The following is a 16,715-nucleotide window of genomic DNA, read 5'->3' as shown; positions in this document are numbered from 1 at the left end:
TCGATGTAACGGGGCAGGTTGACGCCGACTTTCCGGTCATGTCCAGCCCTCAGCCGTTCCGCACCACCCGTTCATACGCCTCCAGATACTGCGGCACGATCAGGGCAGGGGAAAAGCGCGTCACTGCGGCCTGCCGCGCCGCCGCGCCCATGCTGAGGTACAGGCCGCGGTCCCGCAGGACCCGCAGCGCCGCGTCGGCCATGCCGTCCACGTCACCCACCGGACTTAAAAAGCCGGTCACGCCGTTCTCGACGACTTCGGGAATGCCCCCGGCGCGGGCGGCCACCACCGGTACCTCGCAGCTCATGGCCTCCAGGGCCGCCAGGCCGAAACTCTCGTTGCTGCTGGGCAGCAAAAACAGATCGCTGATGCCCAGCACGGTCTCCACATCGGGGAATGATCCCAGAAAATGTGTCCTGCCAATCACGCCGAGTTGCTGGGCCAGCTCGAAGGCGCGTGGGCGCTCGGGGCCGTCGCCGATCATCAGCAGCCGCGCAGGCAGCTCGGAGGCCACGCGGGCGAAGATCCGCACCACATCCTCCACCCGCTTAACCGGCCTGAAGTTGCTGACATGCACCAGCAGCGCTTCCTCCGGATGGGCAAAGCGCAGCCGCACCTCCGGGTCCGTAATGCGCCGGAACCGCTCGGCGTCCACGAAATTGTGAATCACCTCGATCTCGCGGTCCAGACCGAAGACCTCGCGCGTTTGCTCGGCCAGAAAGCGCGATACGGCGGTCACGTGGTCACTGCGTTCGATGGCGTGGCGGGTGGTGTGCCGGAAGGCCGGTTCCGCGCCCACCAGCGTCACGTCGGTGCCGTGCAGGGTGGTCAGCACCCGCCCGGAACCAACGATGGCGCGCGCGTGAATGGCGGCTGTGGCGTGCGGGATCGCATAATGGGCATGCGCCAGCTCCACGCCGTATTCCAGCATCACTTCCGTCAGGGTGTTGGCGGCGGCCAGTTCCGGGTAGGGCTGCTCGAACAGCGCGTAGGCGAAGCCGCTGACCTGGTGAAAATACGGCCCGCGCATGCCGCCCTGGCCTGAAAGGCGAAACGGCTGCGCCGAGCCGACGAAATGTACCTCGTGCCCGGCCCGCGCCACCTGGAGACCCAGTTCGGTGGCCACGACGCCCGAACCGCCCGCGCTGGCATGGCACAGTACGGCGACTTTCACTGCTCTAACCCGGCCTGATCCGTCACGTTCATGGCTGGGAAGTATAGGGCCGCAACTTCAGGTCTGATGCGGCTTGCGGTAAAAGTCCGAACTTTCACCCGGCTGAAAGGAGAAGCAGCGCGTATGCGGTGTGCCGGCGTCTTCCGAGCGTGCCGGAGAAATGCGCTAGCCAGATGCCCCCGGTGCTCTTCCCGGCGGAGCTTTCCACGCCAAAGACATGACGGGACTTCTTGTGGGCGAAGCTTGAGACTCCTGCCGTGATCGCAGTTTTCGGAAAAGCCACCAGAGACAATTCCCTGCAAGCAGCGCACCGGCTGCGAATTCACGTTGCTCCGCAGATCACTGAGGTCCGGGAGCGGCAACTGCTGAACTGGCACAACACCAACTCCTGATTCTCGCCGCGTCCCCCTCTTTTGAATCGATCTACGCCGTCAACCCGTCCGCCTCCAGTTTTTCCAGATAGGCCGCGCCACCCTCCACGTCGGCCTTAAAGCCGGACGCTTGCCCGAAGACCAAAGTTTCAGCCAGCGTCTCGGACATCAGGTACTCCTGCCACGCCTCGGCGGCGGCGCGGGCGTCGCCTCCCAGGTCCAGGTGCAGGGTGATGCGGTCTTGTACCTCGAAGCCCGCCTTCTTGCGCCCGTCCTGAATGCCGCGCACCAGATCGCGTGCCAGCCCTTCCAGCTCCAGCCCGCGCGTTAGTGCCGTGTCGAAGGCCACCAGATACCCGGCCTCCTCCTGCGCGGCGTAGCCTTTGGGGGACTGCGCGTCCACCAGCACCTCGTCCGGCCCCAGCTCAAAGCGTTCGCCGGTAGGGGCGATGACCTCAAACTGCTGGCCGTCCCGCACCGCCCGCGCGATCTCGGAGGCGTCCGCCGCTGCCAATGCCGCACGCACCTGCGGCACCGCCTTGCCGAATTTTTTGCCCAGCAGCGGCAGATTGGGCCGCAGCGCGTAGCTGACCAGTTCGGCATACTGATCGAGCAGCTCTACCTCCTTGACATTCAACTCCTCCCGGATCTGCTCGCCGAAGCGCCCCAGCGCCGCCGTCATCCCCGGCGTGCGGGCGCGCAGCATCACGCGGGGCAGCGGCTGACGCTGGCGCATGCCGCTCTGGGCACGCACCGCCCGGCCCAGGCTGACCACTTTCAGCACCGCGTCCATCTCGCCCACCAGCGACGGCGCGGCCAGCGAGTCGTCCACCACCGGCCAGCCGCCCAGATGCACGCTCTCGGGCGCGTCCGGCGCGACGCTGCGGACCAGATTCTGGTACAGCGTCTCGGCCAGGAACGGCGTGAAGGGTGCTGTGAGTTGCGTGACCGTTACCAGCGCGTAGTGCAGCGTAGAATACGCGCCCAGGTCCACCTGCCCGTCCCCGCTCCAGAAGCGCCGGCGGTTGCGCCGCACGTACCAGTTGCTCAGATCCTCGGTCACGAAGTCCTGCAACGCCCGGCTCGATCCGGTGGGATCGTAGTTCTCCAGCCGCTCGGTCACGGTGGCGATCAGCGCCTGAACCTTCGCCAGCAGCCAGCGGTCCACCTCCGGCCTCTCCGAGACAGGCGGCGCGGCCCGCAAATCCGGTTGGTCCAGATTGGCGTACAGGACGAAGAAGCTGTAGGTATTCCACAGTGTCAGGAAGTAGCTGCGGAACGCCTCGCCCACCAGATTCATGCCGAAGCGCCGCGACAGCTCCGGCGGCGCGGACACGTACATGTACCAGCGCGCGGCGTCGGCCCCGTACTGCTCGAACACTTCCCAGGGGTCCACGATGTTGCCCTTGCTCTTGGACATCTTGAGGCCCTTCTCGTCCAGGATGTGCCCCGAGCAGATCACCGATTTGTACGCCACCGAGTCGAAGACCATCGTGCCGATCTGGTGCAGGCTGTTGAACCATCCGCGCGTCTGGTCGATGGCCTCGGCGATGAAGTCGGCGGGAAAGCCACCGTTCTCGAATTTCGCCCTGTTCTCGAAGGGGTAGTGGTGCTGCGCGAAGGGCATGGAGCCGCTGTCATACCACACGTCCATCACGTAGGGAACTCGGCGGTAGGTTTCGCCCTCCAGCTCGAACGAGATGTCGTCCACGAACGGGCGGTGAGGATCGAAGTCCGGCCCGGTCACTTCGGGCCGCCCGCTGAGTTCCGCCAGCTCCGCGTAGCTGCCGACGACTTTGTACTTGCCGCCGTCCGCCGTCTCCCAGATCGGCAGGGGCGTGCCCCAGTAGCGGCTCCGCGACAGGTTCCAGTCGATCAGGTTTTCCAGCCAGCCGCCGTAACGCCCGTTTTTGATGTGCGGCGGGTGCCAGTCGATGGTCCCGTTCAGCTCGATCAGCCGTGTCTTCATGGAGGTGTTGTTCAGATACCAGCTCTCTGTGGCGTAGTACATCAGCGGCGTGCCGCAGCGCCAGCAGTGCGGATACGAGTGCATGAAATTCCTGTCGCGCCACATGACTCCGCGTGCCTTGAGGTCACGGATGATGTCCTGGTTGGCATCCCGGAAGAACACGCCCTTCCACGGGCCGTAACGGTGCTTGCCCTCCGGGTCCACGCCCACGATCACCGGGAAGCCGTAATTCCTGGCCAGCCGCATGTCGTCCTCGCCAAAGGCCGGGGCGGTGTGGACGATGCCGCTGCCGTCCGAATCGGAGACATACGTATCCAGCCCGCTCATCCAGATCGGCGCGCCGTCGCCTTCCGTCTCATATGCCTCGGTGTACAGGGGCGTGTAGCTCAGGCGGTCCAGCTCTGACCCCCTGAACGACTTCACGACTTCCGCGCCCTCGCCCAGCACCTCGTCCAGCAGCGTGCGGGCCAGGATCAGCACCTTGCCGTCTTTATCCCTGGCGGCAACATATTCAAATTCCGGGTGGATCGCCACGCCCACGTTGTACGGCAGCGTCCACGGCGTCGTCGTCCACACCAGAAACGCCGCGCCTGCCGCCAGCCCGATCTTTTCCGGCTCCAGCAGATCAAGCGTCACGTACACGCTGGGGTCTTGAATATCCTTGTAGCCCTCGCTGACCTCGGCATTCGAGAGCGTGGTCCCGTCCTTCGGGCAGTACGGCGCGACGCGGAAGCCCCGGTACAGCAGCCCCTTCTTCTCCAGCTCGGCGACGCTCCACCACACCGATTCGATGTAGTCCCTGTGCAGTGTCATGTAGGCGTCGTCCAGATCCACCCAGTAGCCCATGCGCTCGGTGAATCTGCGCCACTCGGCCTCGTAGACGAACACGCTCTGGCGGCATTCGGCGTTGAATTTGTCGATGCCGTACGCCTCGACCTCGCGTTTGGAGTTCAGGCCCAGCCGCTTCTCGACGCCGATTTCCACCGGCAGGCCGTGCGTGTCCCAGCCCGCCTTGCGCGGGACGTGAAAGCCCTGCATGGTCTTGAAACGCGGAAACAGGTCCTTGAAACTGCGTGCCTGGACGTGATGGATGCCCGGCTGCCCGTTGGCGGTGGGCGGCCCCTCGTAAAAGGTATAGACCGGGCCTCCCCGCGTGCCTTCCAGGCTGCGCTCGAAGATCTTCTTGTCATTCCACCACTTCAGGGTGGCCTCCTCCAGCGCAGGAAATTTGGGGTTGGCTTCGACGGGTTTGAAGGTGGACATGGGAAAACCTCGGTGGGGGAGAGTGGTTTAGAGCAAAGGCGTCAATCGACGATGAATAACCTGGCTCCGGTCACCGTGCTGGAGCGGTGTGCCTCGGCGTGATCGGCCACCTGATAGCTGTGGCCGGGCATGAGGGTGAAGGTGCGGCCATCTTCCAGTTTGGTGTCCAATTGGCCGTCCAGCACCAGCAGGATGTGGCCCTTGCTGCACCAGTGGTCCGCCAGATAGCCGGGCGAGTACTCCACCATGCGGACGCGAATGCTGCCGAAGTTCTGCGTCCGCCAGTGCGCCACACCCGTGACGCCGGGATGCTCGGTGACCCGCACCGCCGACCAGTCGGTGACGCCAAACGGAATGTCTTGCATCTGCATGGTGACCTCCAGCCAAACTAAAAAAGACGACGCGCCTCAGCCTGAATGCTGGGACGCGCCGCCCCCGTGTCGATTCACTAAGGCGTGTGCGTGGTACCACCCAACTTCGCCGCGAACTGCTGCGGCCTCGTTGCATCGGCCCTCTGCCGGGGGGCGTCCGAACGGGTCTAGTTGGCCCGGTCGGGCCTTTCTTCCGTCTGCGCGGGAGGGGATCTTCGTCCCGGAGGCTGGTCTGTCAGGCTCGCACCGTCCCTGACTCGCTCTTGAGCGACTGCCCTGCCGAAGCTACTGTCCTCGCGTTCGCACTCGAATGACTCACCCCATTTTCAGGAGTGACCTGCATGGTAGGGCGGCGGAGTGGGGCGGGTCAATGCGCCGGATGGCGGAGCCGGCACAGCAGTGCTGGAGGCGAACACGGCGAGGCTGCCGTGCCAGCGAAAGCCTCTGCCCGGAAGCTGCATGTTTTGGGGGTATGCTGGGACCAGTCCCGCCTCCCTCTAACGTTAACTTCGTCAGGATGCCCCAGCATACGGGCGCTTAAAATCCTTGCCAGGAAGTGCCACATGAATGTTTTGATTCCGACCATGCCCTCCAAATCCATTCAGACTGCACCAGGTCATCACGGCGGGGAGGCGGGCGGCGGTGACTGAATTCAGCGGAGCCACTCCCTACACCGCCGCGCTGCCATTTCAGGAATTGCAGCAAAAGATTCTGCCGGAGCTGCACCTGATCGCCGCCGGGTACGGCATCGACAATTACCGCAAGCTGAAAAAAGACGCCCTGGCCCTGGCGATCATGGAATACCAGGCCGACGCCGAGGGCCAACTGCTGGCGCGCGGCTACCTGGAAATCAGCGCCGATGGCTACGGCTTCCTGCAATCGGACCTGCTGGACCCCAACAGCCGCACGGTGCTGGTCACGGCAGGACTGATCAAGTCCAACCATCTGCGCACCGGCGACGAGGTCATAGGCCGCGCCCGCCGCCCACGCGAGAACGAGCGTTTCGGCTCGCTGGTGCAGGTGGAGGCGGTCAACGGCCTGGACCCCGAGGCCGCCCGCCGCCGCCCGCGCTTCGATGACCTGACGCCCACCTTCCCGGAAGCCCAGTTGATCCTGGAAGACCCCGGCAACCCCGATGGGCTGAGCCTGCGCGTGGTGGACCTGCTGGTTCCCATCGGGCGCGGGCAACGGGCGCTGATCGTGGCACCCCCAAAAGCGGGGAAGACGACGCTCCTGAAACAGATCGCCAATTCCATCGTCAAGAATTACCCCGACGTGACCGTGATGGTCCTGCTGGTCGATGAGCGCCCCGAGGAAGTCACCGATTTCCGCGAGAGCGTGCAGGGTGCGCAGGTGGTGGCGTCCACCTTCGACGAGCCGCCGCAGCATCACGTCCGGGTGGCCGAATTCGTGCATGAACGCGCGCGGCGCATCGTCGAGGACGGCGGCCATGTGGTGATTTTACTCGACAGCATCACCCGCCTGGCCCGCGCCAACAACCTGGTCACGCCGCCCACCGGGCGCACCCTTTCGGGCGGTCTGGACAGCAACGCCCTGCACTGGCCCAAGCGCTTTCTAGGCGCGGCCCGCAACATCCGCGAGGGCGGCAGCCTGACCATTCTGGCCACCGCCCTGGTAGAAACCGGCAGCCGCATGGACGACGTGATCTTCGAGGAATTCAAGGGCACCGGCAACGCCGAACTCGTGCTCTCCCGCCGCCTGGAAGAGCGCCGCATCTTTCCCGCGCTGGACATCATCAAGTCCGGCACCCGCCGCGAGGAACTGCTGCTCCAGCCCGAAGTCCTCAAAAAGATGTGGCTGCTGCGCAAGGTCATCAGCGACATGGACCCCGCCGACGCCATGGAAATGCTGCTCTCGCGCATGGGCAAGACCCGTAACAACGTGGAGTTCCTGCAAAACCTGGCGGGCGGCTGAGAATTGCGCCCCGGTTGATCGGCTGACCCAAAAGTGCCGACCACTCCAGCTCTTTTCTCCACATCTGACCCCAGACACTCCATGTTTCTAGCCCTATCAGTGGGGGCAGTTGTGGCCTATGCTCGGTGTATGAGCGAATCAAATCCCACCGCTGCCCAATCCCACCTCAACTTCGGTTTCGCCGAGATGTTCAAGGGCGGCGTGATCATGGACGTGGTCACGGCGGACCAGGCCCGCATTGCCGAGGCGGCAGGCGCAACAGCCGTGATGGCTCTGGAGCGCGTGCCCGCCGACATTCGCGTGGACGGCGGCGTGGCCCGCATGAGCGATCCCAAGATGATCAAGGAAATCATCGCGGCGGTCACGATTCCGGTGATGGCCAAGGTCCGCATCGGTCACATCGTCGAGGCCCAGATCTTGCAGGCGCTGGGCGTGGATTTCATCGACGAGTCCGAAGTGCTGACCCCCGCCGACGAGCAGTTTCATATCCTCAAAACAGAGTTCAAGGTGCCCTTCGTCTGCGGCGCGAAGAATCTGGGCGAGGCCCTGCGCCGCGTGGGCGAGGGGGCCAGCATGATCCGCACCAAGGGCGAGGCCGGAACCGGCAACGTGGTGGAGGCCGTCAGGCACGCCCGTACCGTGCTGGGCGACATTCGCGCCGTCCAGGCCCGGCCCGCCGAGGAACTGATGACGGTGGCCCGTGACCTTCAGGCCCCCTATGAGCTGGTCAAGTCCGTCCATCAGAACGGCAAACTGCCGGTGGTCAACTTCGCCGCCGGGGGCATTGCAACGCCCGCCGACGCCGCCCTGATGATGGTGCTGGGCCTGGACGGCGTGTTCGTGGGCAGCGGCATCTTCAAGAGCGATAATCCCGAGCGCCGCGCGCAGGCCATCGTGAAGGCCGTGACCCACTTCCAGAATGCCGAGGTACTGGCCGAGATCAGCGAGGATCTGGGCGCACCCATGACCGGCATCAACATCGACGAGCTGATCCCCGCCGAGCGGCTCGCCTCGCGTGGCTGGTAAACCGCTCAGAATCGGCGTGCTGGCTCTTCAGGGCGCATTCCGCGAACACCGCCGCCTGCTGGAATCGCTGGCAATCACGGTGCAGGAGGTTCGCCTTCCCGCCGATCTTGCTGGACTCGACGGCCTGATCCTGCCTGGCGGAGAGAGCACGACGATGGCCCGCCTGCTGACGGGATACGCGCTGTGGGAGCCGATCCGCGCCTTCTATATGGAGGGTGGGGCCATCTGGGGCACCTGCGCTGGAGCGATTCTGCTGGCCCGCGAGGTCCGGGGCGCGCCCCCGCAATTTGGCGGCCAGCAGGACAGTCTGAAGCTATTGGACGCCACCGTGCAGCGCAATGCCTTTGGGCGGCAGATCAATTCTTTTGCCGCCCAACTGCTCGTGCAAGGACTGGACGCGCCGTTTCCCGCCGTTTTTATCCGCGCCCCCGCCTTCAGCGAGGTGGGAACCGCGACGGTTCTGGCCGAGTGGGAGGGACAGGCGGTGTTGCTGCGCCAGGACCGTGTTTTGGCGACAGCCTTTCATCCCGAATTGACAGGAGACGTGCGCCTGCACGAATATTTTGTAGCACTGGTCAGCCGAAGAGAGATCGTGGCAAATTAGAGAATCTAAATTTCACGAGCAAGATATATCGTGAATCATTTCACGTGCATGAGTTGCACGTCATCTTCCATCATAATCGCGAATGTTCAGCCGCAAATGCCATGCGGTGAGAGTCTAGCGACTCGAAGAGGGGAGTGGGAGCCTCAGCCTCACCATGCAGAAAGGCCAGCCAGCTCCGCACCAGCCCGCTGTCCCCGCCGCCGTGATTGCCGCCCACGTCCACCGTCCAGCGGTCCACTGCCCCATCCCGGAAATCGTGAAGCTCCAGTTGGCCGAGTTCCATCTGACCGCGCAACTCGCCATGTGTGCCCATCAGCTTGAGGGTGCGGGTGCTGTTGTGTGTAAAGGCGCTGACGGTCAACTGCGCAGTCACCCCGTTCTTGAAGGTGACGCTCACGGCTTGATGATCGGCGACATTGTTCAGTCCCAGATACACGCACTGGCCGTATGGACCCGTCGCCAGCGCCTCACCCAGACTCTGGCCCCCGGCGGTCAACACTGTATTGGGCCAGATCTCCTGTGGGAAAGAAGCGTAGATGCGGCGGGCATCGTAGGGGCACCCCACCACCGAACACGTCACGCAACGGTCCGAGGCAGCGGGGGGTGCATTCTCCGGGCGGAAGTGGAATAAACCGCCCTGACTGTGCACCCGTGACGGCGGCGCGTCCGCGAACCAGCGCAGCAGATCGAGGTCATGGCAGCCCTTGGCCAGCACGAAGGGGGCCGCTGGAGGAGAGGACCGCCAGTTGCCCCGCACAAAGGAGTGCGCGTAATGCCAGTACGCCACGTTCTCCGCGTGCTGGATGCCCACCAAGCGCCCCAGCCGCCCGGAGTCCAGGACCCGCCGGACCTCCTGAAAGAACGGCGTGGCCCGCAGCACATGACAGACGGTCACGCTCCCGGCAGACTGGGCCTCGGCGGCCAGCAGCAGGTCCAACTCGGCCTCCTGCAAGCAGACCGGTTTTTCCAGCAGCACGTCGTAGCCCAGCGCCAGCGCCCCCAGACATGGCCCGACGTGCTGATCGTCCGGCGTGGCGATCACCACCGCGTCGGCCACCCGCCCCAGCGCAAAGAAGGCGTCCCAGTCGGAGAAACAGACCGGTGGTCCCAGCCCATGCCGGGCGGCCACCTCCAGGAGACGGGCGGCGCGGGGGTCCACCAGATGCGTGATGCGTGCGCCCAGCGCGGCCAGATGACGGGCGTACACATCGCCGCCCCGGTTGCCGCAGCCGATGATGGCGACGGTAATGCCATTCAACGCCGCTCCACCCCCCAGCCCGGCCCCGGCGGCCTGGCCAGCTCGCCCGCCGTCCAGTCCAGCCCGGTAAACGGATCGTCGGCCAGCAGCAAGGCCCCGTCCAGATCGGCCCAGTCGCACAGTCCAGCCAGATGCGCGGCGGCGGCGATGCCCAGGCTGCTCTCGATCATGCAGCCGATCATGACGCTCAGGTCGTGGGCGCGGGCCAGCCGCAACGCCGCGAGCGCCTGCAACGGTCCGCCCAGCTTGGCGAGCTTGAGGTTCACGCCGTCAAAGGCCTCGGCCAGCGCGGTCACGTCGCGGACGTGGTGCAGGCTTTCATCGGCCACCAGCGGCACGCGCGACAGGCGGCGCAGTTCGGCGTGGCCTGCCAGATCGCCTGCCGCCAGGGGCTGTTCCAGCAGTTCCACGCGGGCGGCGTCCAGCACGCCCAGCATGCGTTTGGCCTGCGGGCGCGTCCAGCCGGCGTTGGCGTCCACGCGCAGGGCCACGTCGGGCACCTCCTCGCGCAAGGCTCCCAGAATGGCCTCATCGCGCGCCGTTCCCAGTTTGACCTTGAGAACCGTGTGCCCGGCCCCCACCGCCTCGCGCGCTTGTTGCCGCATCTCCGGCACCCCGGCCAGGCTGACCGTGAAGCTGCTGCGGGGCAACGGGGCGGGGGAGAGGCCCAGCAGTGTCCAGACCGGCAGGCCCACCGAGACGGCACAGTATTCCAGCGCCGCCATCTCCAGCGCGCACTTGACCGAGGGGTGGCCCTGCGGCATCCGTGCCGATAGACGTTCGTGCAAACCGTCCCAGTCCCAGAGATCAGTGAGCGCCCCGGCCAGCAGGGGCAGCACCGCCTCCACCGTACCCCGCGTCTCGCCGTAAAAGGCGTTGGGGGCCGCCTCGCCGCGCCCCGAGAGGCCGTCCTGCGTGAAGGTGACGACCGTGCGCGGATAGACACTGTGCGTCCAGCGCGCGATGCCGAAGGGCTGGGCGGTGTGCAGTTCCAGCGTCTCCCAACTGACGCTCACGGGGTCCACCGCCCAAACCCGCTGCAATTCGCTGCCAGCCGCTGCCCGTAGTCGCCCTCGCCGAAAGTTTCCACCGTCACGCGCATATGCGTGGCGTTGGCGTGGACCATCTGCCGCGCGTCCAGCATCAGCCCGACGTGACCGGGAAAGAAGGCCAGATCGCCGCGCCGGGGCGTCGTGACCGCCTCCAGCGCCCGCTGCTGCTGATCGGCGTCGCGGGGAATGGCCCGGCCGAACGTGCCAAACACCAGTTGAGTCAGCCCCGAACAATCCAGCCCCCACGCGCTGCGCCCGCCCCAGACATACGGCGCGTCCAGAAAGCGCAGGGCCAGCGCCGCCGGGTCCGGGTCAAGGGTGGGGGAGAGGGCGGCCTCTCCCACCCAGCCGTCGCTGTCGCCGCGCCACCACACGCGCGCCCAGCGCCGCCCGCCTTCCATCACCAGATCATCCGGCGTGCGCTTCACCCTGGCTCCCAGACACAGTTCCGCCACGATGGGCTGGCTGACCCTCGGTCTGGCAAAGGCGTGGGCACGGGGAACGGTAATACCCGCCGTCTCGCCGTTCAGCAGCTCCGTCAAACCGTCCGCCGGAGTCCAGCCCAGGTAGCCGTCATGCACCGTGCGGACGTAGACCCAGCCGTCTGCACCTTCCCACAGCAGTTCCAGCGCCTCGCCGGGGAGCGCCTCGGTGACCTGCGGGGCGTCGGGGCGGGGCCGGGCGCGCAGGCCCAGGCGAGCGGCGGCGGCCCTGGGGCGCGGGGAGACATAGGTCCAGTCGCCCCCGCCAAGCTGGCCACGCAGGGCTTCCTCGGCCAGCCGGGTATTGGCGAGATAGGCGTGGGTGCGGGGATCGGGGAGGAGCATGTGGAACAGGGTAGCGGGAAACGGGCGCTAGAGGTACGCCCTCAGCCAGCGCAGCCAGTTCTCGCCCGCAACCCCCGAGCGGTGCTCGCCGGGCAGCCCGTCCAGAAAGCGCGGCAACTCCGCGTACCGTCCGATTCCCACGGGCGTCTTCTCGGCCCCGAACCCGCCGTCCATATCGCTGCCGATGGCCACCCGGTCCCAGCCGATAAGTTCCGCGTAGTGGCAGGCGTGAGCGGCCAGCTCGTCCAGAGTCGCGCCCGTTTCCGCGCCCTCTTTGATGAACTGACTCAGGAACACCAGCCCGATGACGCCGTCCTGATCGGCGATGGCACGGGCCATCTCGTCGCTCAGGTGGCGGTGGCCGGAAACCAGCGCGCGTGAGTTGGAGTGCGAGGCGATCATCCTCGGCCCGATCCTGGCGGCTTCCCGGAACGCGGCGTCGTCCAGGTGCGAGGCGTCCAGCGCGATGCCCAGGTCACGCATGGCGGTGACCAGCGCCCTGCCCGCGTCGGTGAGTGGCCCCGGCGCACCCGTACCGCCCGCATAACGTGTGCCCCCCCACGCCGGGCCGATCAGCCGCACGCCCGCGTCCACCCAGAACGGCAGATCGTCGGCGTCCCGCACCGGGTCCGCGCCTTCCATCAGCAGCACCACGCCCAGCGGTGCGCCGGTGTCGGCCAGATGCGCCGTGACCTCGGTCCCGGAGCGCAGCAGCCGGATAAAACCGTCGTCCTCCCAGCGGCGGTACACGTCCAGTTGGGCCAGTGCCTGCGCCCGCGCCCCGGCGGGATCGGTATAGCCGCCTGGCGAATCGGGCGTGCGCGGCGCGGCAAACAGCGTGCCGAAACACACCCGCGCCCCCGCCGCCCGCAGCTCCGAAAAAGTGGTGGTGGCGGTCTGCCCCTGCACCGGATCGCCCGCCCGCAGGGATTCGAGGTCCAGGGTCAGATCGCGCCCAATCAGCGCGTTGTAGGCCAGGTCCAGATGCCCGTCGATCAGCATCAGCCGCGCACCACGTCGCCGACCAGGTCCAGCACCGCGCGCAGGTCGTGAATGGCGTCCTTCTCATGGCCGCGCAGGTCGATCACGCTGCCCTGCATGCCCAGCGCGCGGGCGGCGGCCACGTTCTCCAGCTTGTCGTCCACGAACAGCACCTCAGCAGGGCGCACGCCCAGCGCCCCCGCAGCATGAAGGAACGCTCCCGCGTCCGGCTTGTGGACGCCCACCACGCACGTCGCCACCGCCACGTCCACCAGATCGGCCAGCCCCACCTGCTCCAGCGTGCGGTCGATGCTGGGCAGTGTGTTGCTCAGCACGCCAATCTTCAGGCCACGGGCACGCAACCCCTGCAAGACCTCGCGGGCGTGCGGCACGGGCTTCATGAAACGCTCGTAGGGATACTCGGCCATGAACCGCTCGGCGTCGGAGGCCGGCAAACCCACCCGTTCCACCAGCTCCAGGCCGTACCTCTCCCAGAAGGCCGTCTCGTCGTCCTCGGTGCGCAGGTCCCACCACGTCAGCGCCCGCGCCTGCCACTGCCCCAGCATCGCCTCGCCCACCGCGCGGGCCTCCAGTCCGTATTCCCCGGCGGCCCAGCGCGCGGCCTCGCCATACACCTCGCGGTCCGTGTAGGCGATGGTGTCGTCCCGGTCGAACAGGACCGCTTTGAGCGAGACGGCAGGAAGCGGCGGCGTGGAGGTCATGCCGCCAATCCTAGTGGGTTTGATCGTGGAACAGATGACGGCGAACTGAATTATGCCTGAAGTTGGGAGCAGGCAGCTCGAATGGCATGTTTTCAGAAAGTTTTAGCAATTTTAGTGTCTCTTCTCAAATTTTGTGAGGATCAAACGCAACAGGATTGCTAAAGCGATCTCTAGACTCTATTCTCTAGCCATGCCCCTGGACGCCTATCCCGAACACATCCTGCTGACCCCCGGCCCCACCCCGATCCACCCGCGCGCCATGCACGCCATGACCCGCCCGATGCTGGGCCACATGGACCCGGAAGTGTTCGCCCTGAACCGCGAGATCCAGGCCGATCTGCGCGTGATGTACGGTGCGGAACCCGAGTGCTTCACCGCCTTGCTGGCCGGAACCGGCAGCCTGGGCATGGAGGCGGGATTTGCCAATCTGGTGGAGGAGGGCGACGAGGTGCTGGTCTGCGCCAACGGCAGCTTCGGGCGGCGTATGGCCGAGATGGCGGCCCGCTACGGCGCGCGGGTGCGGCTGGTCACGGCCCCGCTGGGCCAGGCAATCCGGCCAGAGGACGTGGCCGCCCAACTGAAACAGGCGGGCGACGTTCGCATGGTGGCGGTGGTCCACGGCGAGACCAGCACCGGCGTCCTGAATCCGGTGCCCGCAATTGCCGAACTGGTGCGCGGCACCGGGGCGCTGCTGACGGTGGACACCGTGACCACTGCCGGAATGGAACCTTTCTACATGCAGGACTGGGGCGTGGACTACGCCTACACCGGCGCGCAGAAGTGCCTGAGCGCGCCCCCCGGCGTGGCCCCGGTGGCGATCAGCGAACGCGCCCTGGCCCGCTACGCCGCGCGCCGCACCCCCACCCCGCTGTGGTACTGCGACTTCGAGGGCCTGCGCGACTACTGGACCCGCCACACCTACCACCACACGGTGCCGGTCAACCTGCATTTCGCCTTTCACGCCGCGTTGCAGGCCGCGCTGGAGGAAGGGATGGAGACCCGTCAGCGCCGCGTGCAGCAGGTGGGTGGGGCCATTCTGAGCGCGCTGAAGCCGCTGGGCTTCTCGCCCTACGTGCGCCGTGCCGGGGACCGCCTGCCCACCGTGCTGGCGCTGAGACTACCCGAGGGCTTCGACGACGCGGGCGTGCGTCAGGCACTGCGGGCACGGGAGATCAGCGTGACTGGCGGCCTCGGACCCACCGCAGGCGTGATCTGGAGGCTGGGGCTGATGGGTGAGGCGGCCCGCCCCGCCCCGTACCGCGCGCTGATGACGGCGCTGGAAGACCTGCTGGGCGAGCGCGGTCTGGTGGCCAGATTCGACGAGGCGCTGGACGGCGTGCTGGCCTGAGGCGGGGCGAAGTCCTGCCACTGCCATACAGCCACAACCAGCCGCTCCAGCTTCGTTATCCCTGGCCCACCAGTCGCCGTACCAGCCTGTCGTAGCCCTCGGGATAGACCGGGAACATCTGGCGCGACTGTGTATTCCACAGGGCATCGAAGCTGTGGTAGCTCATGTAGGCCAGCGGTCCCACCATGCTGTCGCTGACCCACACCAGCCCGGCCTGATCGTCGTAGCCGCGCACCACCCGGAAGTGCGGCACCTCGCCGGGCCGTTCATACCATTGCAGCACGATCACCGGAATGCCCAGCGCCAGCAGCCGTTTGATCTGCAAGAGCTGCCCGCCGCGCACCGAGAGGGTCCGCAACCTGAATTTCTGGAGTTCCGGGGCTATGGCGCTGATCTGCATGTAGCCGCCGTCCGGGCGTGCGGTGCGCTGAATGACGTTCTGAGCGATCTGCACCTTAAAAAAGCCCAGCACCGAGGACAGCGCGCTGGGGCCGCAGTTGTTCTGGGTCTGGAAGCTGAAGCCCAGGCCCGGCAGGTATGTCCGCATCGGCAGCTCATTGCCGAATGGGGAATCCGTCCCAGGCAGTGCCCAGCCGATAAAGCTGGTGACGGTGGCCGGGGGCGGCGTCTGCCATTTGGACGGCCCCCGCACCTGCACCGGATCGGGGCGCGGCGTGCCGGGCGGCAGCGGCGGCGGCTTCACTTTTACCTGTCTTTGCGGCGGCTGCGCGGGCGGAACTACAGATGCACGCAACCGCAGCACCTGCCCTGGCCGCAGCGCCGTCCCGCTCAGGCTGTTGAGCTTAAGCAGGGCCGGGACTGAGAGACCCGCTGCCCTTGCCACCTGGAACAGTGTGTCGCCACTTTTGACCGTGTAGGTCTGAGGCGCTATGGCCCCGGCCCACCCTCCGGCCCACAGCATCAGGGCCGTTCCCAGAAGCCGCCCCAGTGGGGCCAGACGCCTGCTGGGCGGCGCGTTCGTCGGTTGCTCGATCATTCCCCGTCACCATAAACCGCTGCGGGTTAAGGACGTGTGAAGAATTCCGCCCCGCTTCACGCGTGCAGGGTCTCGCGGCCTGATTTAACCCATGCGCCCCGTCTTGATCACGTCCGCGATCACCGGCGGCAATCCCCAGGCCATGATGTCGAAGGCGCTGGAGGCGTAGTCGTAGGTGACCTTGTGCAGCGAGACGCTGGGCCTACGCCCGGCGCAGTCCACGATCACCACGTCCGCGCCGGGTTCGTGGTTGAGGCTGAGGCCCACGCTGCCCGGATCGACGAAGGTGGTGTCGCCGATCACCCGGCTGAACGGCACGTGCGAGCCGCCCACCACGATCACCCGCGCGCCCAGCGTCTCGGCCAGGTCCTCCAGCTCACGCTTATCCGCCATCAGGTCCAGGCGCTGTTCGGGATCGTGGGGACTGCCGTGGAAATAGCGCACCCGGCCCACCGGGGTCATGATGCGCCCACCAGGCGGCAAACGGCGCAGGAAGTCGGTCTGCTCGGGCGTGAGCACCGTCTTGGTCCAGGTCAGCACCTGATCGGCCACGCCGCGCCGTTCCTCGCGGCCCCCCAGATCAATCGCGACACGCATGTCGCTGGACCCCAGGCCAGTAGACCAGCCCTCACGCACGACAGCGTCGATTACCGGCCCTGGCGACGCGCCGTAGCCCACCAGATCGCCCACCACGATCACCCCGTGGACCGCATTCCCAGTAAGAAAGCGCCTGACCGCCGTCAGGGCGTGGATATTTCCATGAATGTCGCTGATAAAGGCCAGTCTCAAGGTGTTTTTATCTTAACCTGCCGTCCGG

The 16,715-nt window shown here is 66.4% G+C and carries 14 protein-coding genes; 4 read left to right on the top strand and 10 right to left on the bottom strand.

Annotated elements, in window-relative coordinates; translation table 11 throughout:
* Positions 1-49: 49 nt before the first annotated feature.
* From bshA to Q322_RS0106005, 3 genes are all read right to left on the bottom strand, one after another.
* Positions 50-1,174 carry an N-acetyl-alpha-D-glucosaminyl L-malate synthase BshA gene (bshA, locus tag Q322_RS0106020; RefSeq protein ID WP_029476876.1) on the bottom strand — a complete coding sequence of 375 codons (1,125 nt, stop codon included), beginning with the start codon at positions 1,172-1,174 and terminating at the stop codon, positions 50-52.
* Between the two features lie 423 nt (positions 1,175-1,597).
* Entirely contained in the window at positions 1,598-4,777 is a 3,180-nt protein-coding gene (ileS, locus tag Q322_RS0106010; protein ID WP_029476874.1) for an isoleucine--tRNA ligase, read from the bottom strand.
* Positions 4,778-4,818: 41 nt separating this feature from the next.
* Positions 4,819-5,148, bottom strand: coding sequence for a DHCW motif cupin fold protein (locus tag Q322_RS0106005; protein WP_029476872.1), 330 nt, complete (start codon positions 5,146-5,148; stop codon positions 4,819-4,821).
* Positions 5,149-5,790: 642 nt separating this feature from the next.
* Here Q322_RS0106005 and rho point away from each other — a divergent pair.
* The 3 genes from rho (at position 5,791) to pdxT (ending at position 8,713) form a co-directional block, all read left to right on the top strand.
* Positions 5,791-7,083 (top strand): transcription termination factor Rho, encoded by a 1,293-nt coding sequence (gene rho, locus Q322_RS0106000; RefSeq protein WP_034417778.1) that lies wholly within the window; start codon positions 5,791-5,793, stop codon positions 7,081-7,083.
* A gap of 129 nt (positions 7,084-7,212) precedes the next feature.
* Positions 7,213-8,109 carry a pyridoxal 5'-phosphate synthase lyase subunit PdxS gene (pdxS, locus tag Q322_RS0105995; protein WP_029476870.1) on the top strand — a complete coding sequence of 299 codons (897 nt, stop codon included), beginning with the start codon at positions 7,213-7,215 and terminating at the stop codon, positions 8,107-8,109.
* A gap of 16 nt (positions 8,110-8,125) precedes the next feature.
* Positions 8,126-8,713 (top strand): pyridoxal 5'-phosphate synthase glutaminase subunit PdxT, encoded by a 588-nt coding sequence (gene pdxT, locus Q322_RS0105990; protein WP_156952912.1) that lies wholly within the window; start codon positions 8,126-8,128, stop codon positions 8,711-8,713.
* A gap of 70 nt (positions 8,714-8,783) precedes the next feature.
* Here pdxT and Q322_RS0105985 read toward each other — a convergent pair whose 3' ends face one another.
* The 5 genes from Q322_RS0105985 to Q322_RS0105965 are packed head-to-tail and all read right to left on the bottom strand — an operon-like array spanning position 8,784 to position 13,553.
* On the bottom strand, positions 8,784-9,971 hold the full coding sequence (locus tag Q322_RS0105985) for a Gfo/Idh/MocA family protein (RefSeq protein WP_245593161.1): 1,188 nt from the start codon (positions 9,969-9,971) through the stop codon (positions 8,784-8,786).
* The gene (locus tag Q322_RS0105980; RefSeq protein WP_415831122.1) at positions 9,968-10,987 is read right to left on the bottom strand and encodes a dipeptide epimerase; all 1,020 of its coding nucleotides are present in this window, start codon (positions 10,985-10,987) and stop codon (positions 9,968-9,970) included. Before Q322_RS0105980 ends, Q322_RS0105985 begins: the two co-directional genes overlap by 4 nt.
* On the bottom strand, positions 10,984-11,850 hold the full coding sequence (locus tag Q322_RS0105975) for a C40 family peptidase (RefSeq protein ID WP_029476864.1): 867 nt from the start codon (positions 11,848-11,850) through the stop codon (positions 10,984-10,986). The genes Q322_RS0105980 and Q322_RS0105975 overlap by 4 nt, the downstream gene beginning before the upstream one ends.
* A 27-nt stretch (positions 11,851-11,877) precedes the next feature.
* Positions 11,878-12,852: a dipeptidase gene (locus tag Q322_RS0105970; protein WP_029476862.1), complete on the bottom strand. Its 975-nt coding sequence runs from the start codon at positions 12,850-12,852 to the stop codon at positions 11,878-11,880.
* The gene (locus Q322_RS0105965) at positions 12,852-13,553 is read right to left on the bottom strand and encodes an HAD family hydrolase (RefSeq protein WP_029476861.1); all 702 of its coding nucleotides are present in this window, start codon (positions 13,551-13,553) and stop codon (positions 12,852-12,854) included. The genes Q322_RS0105970 and Q322_RS0105965 overlap by 1 nt, the downstream gene beginning before the upstream one ends.
* Positions 13,554-13,743: 190 nt before the next feature.
* Between Q322_RS0105965 and Q322_RS0105960 the strand changes: the two genes are divergently transcribed.
* A complete protein-coding gene (locus tag Q322_RS0105960; protein WP_029476859.1) occupies positions 13,744-14,901 on the top strand; it encodes an alanine--glyoxylate aminotransferase family protein in 1,158 nt (385 codons plus the stop codon).
* Positions 14,902-14,956: 55 nt separating this feature from the next.
* Here Q322_RS0105960 and Q322_RS0105955 read toward each other — a convergent pair whose 3' ends face one another.
* Together Q322_RS0105955 and Q322_RS0105950 are read right to left on the bottom strand one after the other, a co-directional pair.
* Positions 14,957-15,898, bottom strand: a complete 942-nt coding sequence (locus tag Q322_RS0105955; protein ID WP_245593160.1) for a LysM peptidoglycan-binding domain-containing protein — start codon at positions 15,896-15,898, stop codon at positions 14,957-14,959.
* Between the two features lie 84 nt (positions 15,899-15,982).
* Entirely contained in the window at positions 15,983-16,687 is a 705-nt protein-coding gene (locus Q322_RS0105950; RefSeq protein WP_029476856.1) for a metallophosphoesterase family protein, read from the bottom strand.
* Between the last annotated feature and the right edge of the window lie 28 nt (positions 16,688-16,715).

The sequence above is a fragment of the Deinococcus frigens DSM 12807 genome (genome assembly GCF_000701425.1).
GTDB classification, from domain to species: domain Bacteria; phylum Deinococcota; class Deinococci; order Deinococcales; family Deinococcaceae; genus Deinococcus; species Deinococcus frigens.
The sequence above is the reverse complement of the archived record's forward strand: the minus strand, read 5'-3'. Positions and strand labels throughout refer to the sequence as shown.

Bases quoted from the DNA above. Each gene is read 5' to 3' on its own strand.
- Q322_RS0105970 (WP_029476862.1), bottom strand. From the start codon at position 12,852: ATGCTGATCGACGGGCATCTGGACCTGGCCTACAACGCGCTGATTGGG.
- Q322_RS0105955 (WP_245593160.1), bottom strand. From the start codon at position 15,898: ATGATCGAGCAACCGACGAACGCGCCGCCCAGCAGGCGTCTGGCCCCA.
- Q322_RS0105975 (WP_029476864.1), bottom strand. From the start codon at position 11,850: ATGCTCCTCCCCGATCCCCGCACCCACGCCTATCTCGCCAATACCCGG.
- Q322_RS0105960 (WP_029476859.1), top strand. From the start codon at position 13,744: ATGCCCCTGGACGCCTATCCCGAACACATCCTGCTGACCCCCGGCCCC.
- Q322_RS0106005 (WP_029476872.1), bottom strand. From the start codon at position 5,148: ATGCAGATGCAAGACATTCCGTTTGGCGTCACCGACTGGTCGGCGGTG.
- pdxS (WP_029476870.1), top strand. From the start codon at position 7,213: ATGAGCGAATCAAATCCCACCGCTGCCCAATCCCACCTCAACTTCGGT.
- Q322_RS0105965 (WP_029476861.1), bottom strand. From the start codon at position 13,553: ATGACCTCCACGCCGCCGCTTCCTGCCGTCTCGCTCAAAGCGGTCCTG.
- ileS (WP_029476874.1), bottom strand. From the start codon at position 4,777: ATGTCCACCTTCAAACCCGTCGAAGCCAACCCCAAATTTCCTGCGCTG.